General features: G+C 59.9%; 6 protein-coding genes. 2 read left to right on the top strand and 4 right to left on the bottom strand.

Going from position 1 to position 7,529, the window contains the following annotated elements; all coding sequences use genetic code 11:
* The 3 genes from AC1DKQ_RS22200 to AC1DKQ_RS22190 all read right to left on the bottom strand — a co-directional run.
* Positions 1 to 284, bottom strand: a 284-nt coding sequence (locus AC1DKQ_RS22200; RefSeq protein ID WP_476920257.1) for a TetR/AcrR family transcriptional regulator, incomplete at its 3' end; no start/stop codon positions are given.
* The gene (locus AC1DKQ_RS22195; protein ID WP_476920256.1) at positions 272 to 1,540 is read right to left on the bottom strand and encodes an MFS transporter; all 1,269 of its coding nucleotides are present in this window, start codon (positions 1,538 to 1,540) and stop codon (positions 272 to 274) included. The genes AC1DKQ_RS22195 and AC1DKQ_RS22200, both read right to left, overlap by 13 nt.
* Before the next feature lie 93 nt (positions 1,541 to 1,633).
* Positions 1,634 to 3,019 (bottom strand): LLM class flavin-dependent oxidoreductase, encoded by a 1,386-nt coding sequence (locus AC1DKQ_RS22190; protein WP_476920255.1) that lies wholly within the window; start codon positions 3,017 to 3,019, stop codon positions 1,634 to 1,636.
* A 304-nt stretch (positions 3,020 to 3,323) separates the two neighbouring features.
* Here AC1DKQ_RS22190 and AC1DKQ_RS22185 point away from each other — a divergent pair, with 304 nt between their 5' ends.
* Entirely contained in the window at positions 3,324 to 4,730 is a 1,407-nt protein-coding gene (locus AC1DKQ_RS22185; RefSeq protein ID WP_476920254.1) for an MFS transporter, read from the top strand.
* Between the two features lie 520 nt (positions 4,731 to 5,250).
* Complete coding sequence (locus AC1DKQ_RS22180) at positions 5,251 to 6,756, top strand: NAD-dependent succinate-semialdehyde dehydrogenase (RefSeq protein ID WP_476920253.1); 1,506 nt, start codon at positions 5,251 to 5,253, stop codon at positions 6,754 to 6,756.
* A gap of 641 nt (positions 6,757 to 7,397) precedes the next feature.
* Here the strand turns inward: AC1DKQ_RS22180 and AC1DKQ_RS22175 are convergent.
* The coding region (locus AC1DKQ_RS22175) for an integrase core domain-containing protein (protein ID WP_476919767.1) at positions 7,398 to 7,529 on the bottom strand (132 nt) is incomplete at its 5' end.

Raw genomic sequence — 7,529 nt, 5'->3', positions numbered from 1 at the left:
GCCGTGCCGTTCTCGGTGGTGTCTTTGGCGTCCTCGTCCAGGCAGGCTTGCAGCACGTCGTTGAAGAACTCCTCGTAGATGAGGAGGAAGAGGTTCTTTTTGTTGACCACGTAACGGAAGAGCGTTGCCTCGCCGATGCCGGCCCTGGCTGCCACTTCCTTGGTCGTGATGCTGTCGTACTCCTTTTCGGAGAGCATTTCACGAGCGACAGCCAAAACGCTTTCCATGGTCTGTAGTTTCTTCCGCTCACGCAGGTTCAGGGAGCCTTCTGCTATGTGTGACATGAGGGAGACCTGACAATGGTGGCTGGCTCAGTGGTATCACCAAGCTGCGAAGGGGAACCTGACTTGATCACCCGGAGGATAATGATGCCGACGACCGGGCCAAGGACGAGCGCAAGCACTGCCATCTCCCAGCTGAATGCCCCGACAATAAACGGGAATAGAGCGATGCTGGCGGCGCTGACTGCGTATCCACCAGCCATCTGTACCGAAAGCGCGCTGCCAACAAGGGCTTCAGGGCAATAGTCGCGGAGCAAGGCCGAAAGAAGCGCAGAGTCCCCTATGACGGTCATCCCCCAGAGGATGCACAGCGTCAATATGACCGCTGGATGCCAGGAGGCGCTTATCGCCACCAGGGTGGCAGCTGCACCTGAAAGCAGCATAAACATCTGCGAAATCATGATTTTGCCAAAGCGATCGGCTAGAAGCCCTGCAGCGATACATCCCAAAGCGCCCGAAGCGATGATGATAAAAGAAGCCACGGCAACCAGGCCGGTTAGAACCACTGCGCCGGAAATACGGTGAGCGAATAGGGCGCCCACAAATGTCCACATGGCATAGAGCTCCCACATGTGGCTGAAGTACGCCAGATTTACAAGTAGCACCTTGCGGTTCCTGAGCGCCGCAAGTCCGTGACGGAGGCTTACGTTGGTTCGTGCATCCCTGTACGGGGCGGTCCCCGGAACGAGGAGGAACAGTAGGCCGCCGACAAGTGAGCAGATACTCGTAGCTATGATCACAACTTGCCAGTCCGCACCCCCGATCCCGTTGATCAGGTGGGGTGCGGCGGACCCTACGGTCAGTGCAGCGACCAGAGTGCTGGAAGCCAGACCTCGCCGGCCGGGGCGTACCCATGCCAAAGTTTCTCGAACGGCAACAGGATAGATGCCGGCCAGAAAGATTCCTGTAGCGAGCCTTAGCGCCAGGGTGGCCTCGAAAGTGGGGAACACAAGAAGCAAGATATTTGCTGTTGCGGCCCCAGCCGCGCAGGAACTGTAGAGTATCCGGGCGCTAAGACGATCCGGCAGGCGCAGAAGCGCTGACGCGATTGCGCCGACAATGAAGCCCGCTTGGACGCCAAACGTCACCCAGAAGAGCTGAGTGTCGGGAACCTGCCATTGAGCGGAGATGCCTTTGATGATGAAGGAGGCAGAGAACCACACGCTAATGCTGAGCAGTGTTGCGAAACCGATGATCAGGACTGCGCTCTTGGTGCGGGGTCTGGTGTTAGGTGCAGCAGCCGTTGTTATGCCTGCCATGTTGGCCTTTCCGCCGCGCCGTCAGCGCGCTTGATGGGTGCCGCCACGGAAATGTGGTGCGGTGCAGGGCAGCAGCCGCACCACACTTCCGCCCTATTTCGAGGCGAAACGGCTGGAGATGGAGTGGCTGGCCGCCGGATGTGTGTCCGATACGTGGGTATTGCCTTCCCCCCGGAGGTACTCGCGGAGTGCGGAGCCTTCGTATTCCTTCCACACGCGGCCTCGCTTCTGCAGTTCCGGCACTACGAGTTCGACAAAGTCCTCGTAGTCACCTGGTGCAACAGCGTAGGAAAGGTTGATGCCGTCCAGGTCGCCCTCATCCACCCAGCGTTCAATTTCATCGGCAATAGTTTCAGGGCTGCCGGCGATAACCGGTTCCATCCCGCCGATGCTGAGGTATTCAGCAATAGCGGCCGGAGTCCATTCGCGCGACGGATCCGCCTTGGTGAAGAGGTTCACTACGGTCTGGATTCCGTTCGATTCCAGGTTCTTGAGCGGTTCATGCATGGGGAATTTGCTCAAGTCGATGCCTGACCATCCGCCAAAGAGCGCCAATGCACCCGAATGGGATGCGTGCTTGCGGTATTCCGCCAGCTTCCGTTCAGCAGCCGCGTCCGAGTCAGCCACAACAGCGGTCAGCAGGGAGAAGATCTTCAGCTCCTCGCCGTTACGGCCTTCAGCCTCTGCCGTGGCCCGGATGTCGCTTGTTATCTGTCGGCTAAGTGTGGGGTTCAGGACATTGACGAAGATCCCCTCGCCGTGCTTGGCCGCGAAGGCGCGGCCGCGGGGTGAACCGCCGGCCTGATAAATGACAGGGGAACGTTGCGGTGACGGTTCGCACATGTGGAAACCCGGAACATTGAAATGTTCGCCGGCATGTCCGATGGGGTGGACCTTCTCGGGATCAACGTAGATGCCCTTTTCCCGGTCAACGACCACAGCATCGTCTTCCCAGGAGCCTTCCCAGAGCTTGTAGACGACTTCCATAAATTCTTCAGCCACTGCATACCGCTCGTCATGGCCCATCTGTGCGGACATTCCATGGTTAAGCGCGGCGCTGTTGAGGTAGGAGGACACTACGTTCCAGCCAATGCGGCCTGACGTTACGTGGTCCAGAGTGGAGAGCCTTCGTGCCAACGCATAGGGATTTTCAAATGTCACCGCCGCCGTAACAGCAAATCCAAGGTTTTTGGTCGCTTGCGCCATCGCGGAGACATACATCATCGGATCGTTCGCCGGAATTTGCATCCCATCGCGCAGGCTGGGGGCAGCAGAACCTTCGAACACATCGTAGGGACCGAGGACATCTGCCAGGAAGAGAGCGTCAAATCGACCCTTTTCGAGAACCTTCGCCAAGTTCGTCCAGTAGTCCAACTTGGTGTAGTTCTCGGTCTTGCTTTGGGGATGCCGCCACAACCCCGGGCTCTGGTGCCCGGGAGTCGCCATACTAAATGCGTTGAGACTGATTCGCTTGCTCATGATCGCTCCTAGAAACCCTAAAATGATCGGACACTCCGATCGAAGTATGCACTCAGTAAAGCATGTATCAACCGCAGTGTGAAGCAGGGGGCGACGCCAGGCGCTGAAAAATGCATCTTGTGCCGCAGGCATGCCCGTGCTTTACTAGAAGCGCGCTTCTAACGGAGTGCACTTTCACTACGTTGCGGTCACTGATGCGGCCACTACGTCACGGGTAGATAATGGTCTCGTCGCATCAAGACGCGCCCTACGTGGGAGCAAACGGACAACCACTTCTGCCTCTCCAGGACTGATAACAGTTGCGATGACGCTTCACGTTTTCGCCATAGCTTTGGGATGGATGATGAGTAGTTTGCATACGAGCGGGGCCATAGCGTTGACCGTGAAGGACCGGCTCCGGTCCGTGCGGGCCGCAGCTGCGGGAAACATGCTCGAATGGTTCGACTGGACCCTATACGGGATCTTCTCCACCTATCTGGCAGCCAACTTCTTCGACAACAGCAACCCCACCTCCGCGCTGCTGTCCACCATGGCCGTCTTCGCCGGCGGGTTCATTGCCCGTCCAGTTGGCGGCTTCTTCTTCGGCAGGCTTGGGGACAGAGTTGGACGACGGCTTACCCTCCTGGTCACGATGATGACTCTTTCGTTCACCACACTTGCCATTGCCCTGGTCCCCACCTACGACCAAATCGGCGCCTGGGCCTCAGTCATACTGTTGCTGCTGCGACTGCTGCAAGGTTTGGCCCACGGCGGCGAAGCAGGCGTCTCGTACACGTACGTTGCTGAAATCGCGCCGAAGGAACGCCGGGGCCTCTGGACAAGTGTCGTATACGTCAGTGTGATGATCGGCGTTATGGGCGCCACAGCCACGGCCGCCCTGCTGAGCAACCTCCTGGGCAGCGCGGCAATGAATGAATGGGGCTGGAGGATCGGCTTTGGACTTGGCAGCCTGCTCGCACTGTATGTTCTTGTCCTACGGCGATTTGCCAAGGAAACCGATGTGTTTGCCGAGCAGAAACCCGAGCAGCATCAGAAGGCAGCCGGAAGCAAAATGTCAGCGGTGGATCGGGCCAAGGTGTACAAGGCCTGCATTTACATTTTCCTTCTCTCGGCCTGCACCAATGTTGTTTACTACACATGGGTGACCTTTGCCCCGATAAACGCGATCACCTTAAAAGGGATGGACCCGGGCGGCGCCTACATAGCGAGTCTGCTGGCCCAGCTGTTGGTGCTGTTCTTCCTTGTCCTGTTCGGCCATCTGTCGGATAAGGTGGGCCGCCGCCCCATGACAATGGCTCTCGGTGTCGCCGTGATACTGCTGATTGTGCCGATCCAGATGATCCTCACGGACCAGCCATGGACTCTCTTCGTCGCCCAGGGGCTGGGCCTCACTGCATGGGCTCTCGCCGTAGGCTTCTATCCGGCACTGATGGCCGAATTGGCGCCGACCTTTGCACGGGCCAGGGTGGTGGGTGTGATGACATCCCTGGCTGCAGGCGTCTTCGGAGGCACGGCGCCCTATCTGTACACCTGGCTCACCAGCATTGGCCTCGCCGCTGTCTTCTACGCCTACCTGGCTTCACTCGCCGTACTGACCATCATCGTCGGCTTCAAAATGCAAGAAACCCGCGGCATGGACCTGAATGAGGCCCTGCATCAATCAGCCCTGCCCTCAGAGCAGCCCCAGCCATCCTCAGCGGCTTCAAACTGAGCAAGCCTCGACAGAATTGAAGGGAACTGACCTCATGCAACGCGAAGCTGAGACTCATGCCGTCGTGAATAGGGGCGACAGAACCGACTTTGAGACAGAGACGGAGAAGGAGACGCAGGGGCTTGATGACGCCGGTGCTGCCGTGGCCGGCAGTCGCCGCAGCGGAACTGACCTGGAGAGTTTTCTGTCCCGCCTCATGTACGGCGAATGAATTGCCCGGACAGAACCACTAGGAATGTAGGGACAGCATTGCCTAATCACAAGGTGCCAGTATGGGCCATTCAACGAGTCAACGCGGTGTTGGCCGATGAGATCAGCTCCGGCCGCCGTCCATCTGTACAAGTCCTCGCGCGCCGTACCGGGCTAAGTAAACGCCTCATACGGCGCTGCCTGTTCGAATCCATCCCGCCAATAAACTCTGCCGTCCAACCGGCATCTTCGAAGACCTGAGCACCCTCGTAAATCGCGCATCCCAGCTCCGGCTAGACGACCCAACTATCCACAAGATCGGAACATCCCCATGACGTCATCACTTACTGCCCAGACTACGAGCACCGAAGAACGCGAAAGAGAACTGCTAACTTCCGTCCCCACCGGACTGCTGATCAACGGTCAGTGGCGTCCGGCGGGATCCGGTAAAACCTTTGATGTTGAGGACCCGGCAACGGGCAAGGTCCTGCTCACCATTTCCGACGCCGGCGCTGAAGACGGTGCCGCCGCGCTCGACGCCGCTGCTGCCGCCCAAGCTGCTTGGGCCCGCACTGCCCCGCGTGACCGAGGCGAAATCCTGCGTCGCGCTTTTGAACTGGTCACCGAGCGGGCCGAGGACTTCGCGCTCCTGATGACCCTCGAGATGGGTAAGCCCCTGGCCGAATCCCGCGCCGAGGTCATCTACGGCGCGGAGTTCCTGCGCTGGTTCTCCGAGGAAGCCGTCCGCATCTCCGGCCGCTACTCCCCCGCCCCAGATGGCAAGAACCGCTTGCTCGTGCAGAAGAAGCCGGTGGGTCCCTGCCTGCTGATCACGCCGTGGAACTTCCCGCTGGCCATGGCCACCCGCAAGGTAGCCCCCGCCGTCGCCGCCGGCTGCACCATGGTGCTTAAGCCTGCCAACCTGACCCCGCTGACCAGCCTGCTGTTCGCCCAGGTTATGCAGGAAGCCGGCCTTCCCGCCGGTGTCCTGAACGTCATCCAGACCTCCACCGCCGGTGCCGTCACCGGTCCGCTGATCAAGGATGACCGCCTCCGCAAAATTTCCTTCACCGGCTCCACGCCGGTTGGCAAGGCCCTCATTCGTGAGGCCGCGGACAAGGTCCTGCGCACTTCCATGGAACTTGGTGGCAACGCACCATTCGTCGTCTTCGAGGACGCCGACCTGGACAAGGCCGTTGAAGGTGCCATCGCCGCGAAGATGCGCAATATGGGCGAAGCGTGCACCGCAGCTAACCGCTTCATTGTCCACGAGTCCATCGCCGACTCCTTCGCGGAGAAGTTCGCTGCCAAAATTGGTGCCCTTACCACCGCCCGCGGCACCGAGCCAGAATCTAAGGTTGGCCCGCTGATCGATGGCAAGGCCCGCGACGGCGTTCACGCTTTGGTGACCGAGGCCGTGGCTGGAGGTGCCACAGCCGTCACCGGCGGTGCCGCCGTCGACGGACCCGGCTACTTCTACCAGCCCACCGTGCTGAAGAACGTCTCTGCAGATGCGCGCATACTGCAGGAGGAAATCTTCGGACCGGTAGCTCCGATCATCACATTCTCCACCGAGGATGACGCCGTCCGCCTGGCCAACAACACCGAGTACGGCCTGGTTGCCTACATCTTCACCAAGGACCTCAACCGTGGCCTGCGCGTCAGTGAACGCCTTGAGACCGGCATGCTCGGCCTCAACGCCGGCCTCATCTCCAACGCCGCGGCACCGTTCGGCGGCGTCAAGCAGTCCGGACTGGGCCGGGAAGGTGGCTCTGAAGGCATCGAAGAATACCTCTCCACCCAATACGTCGGTATCGCGGACCCGTACGCCGACTAGAGCAGATATCGGCCCGCCGCACTCGCAACCGGACGTTCAGCAAAGCGGCGGGCCCGGCCCCTCGACGGTTCCAAAGAAGCGTCGCCCTTGTCCCTCTTTGTGGGTCGAATCAGCGATGAAACGACCGCTACTCCTAGACGCCTAAGGTTGGTCCGCGAAGCGCCATTACCGCTGTGCCCCGTCGTCCAGATGACTGGACGCGACCGGGTAATGGTGTGGTGTGCAAGAGGAATAAGGCAAAGACGGCAAGCGACGGCGTCACCTCGCCCTGGACCAGACTGCCAGGGGCGGTGTCGTGAGCGTCTGGCGTCCTTTCGCGCCCGGGTTAAACGTCGTCCAAAACGTGCGCGTCGGACGTCGGCGGCCGACGTCGAAGCGACGAAGGACCGGTGCCGGATACGTATTGACGCTAAAGCCTAGCGTCGTCGCCCTGGGGATGCTGGGGTCTTCGTTTATGAGCTGTACCGCTGGCCTCAAGCCAAGTGACAGTCGCACCGGGCCTTGGGTCGTAGGACAAATCGCGGTAATTTAAGAAACCGCCGGCGCCGATGTCCCGGCATACGCCAGGTATTGCGGCTGGCTAGAAAGGTCGCATGGGATCCCCCGATGATTGTGGAACCGGAACTAGATGTACTGAGCCATCAGGTTGGTGACACCCGGGTGATGGGTGTGGTTCCGATGCCGGTGTGGATTCGTTCAGTGTTGTAGTGCTGGAGCCAGGGCGCAAGTGCGGTTTGGCGGTGGGTGCTGCTGGTGAAGACCTGCCGGTAGGC

It is taken from the genome of Arthrobacter sp. 05L421 (assembly GCF_056397785.1).
This window is presented reverse-complemented; position numbering and strand designations above follow the sequence as displayed.

Excerpts from the sequence above, each read along its gene's own strand:
- AC1DKQ_RS22195 (WP_476920256.1), bottom strand. The coding sequence starts at position 1,540 with ATGGCAGGCATAACAACGGCTGCTGCACCTAACACCAGACCCCGCACC.
- AC1DKQ_RS22190 (WP_476920255.1), bottom strand. The coding sequence starts at position 3,019 with ATGAGCAAGCGAATCAGTCTCAACGCATTTAGTATGGCGACTCCCGGG.
- AC1DKQ_RS22185 (WP_476920254.1), top strand. The coding sequence starts at position 3,324 with ATGACGCTTCACGTTTTCGCCATAGCTTTGGGATGGATGATGAGTAGT.
- AC1DKQ_RS22180 (WP_476920253.1), top strand. The coding sequence starts at position 5,251 with ATGACGTCATCACTTACTGCCCAGACTACGAGCACCGAAGAACGCGAA.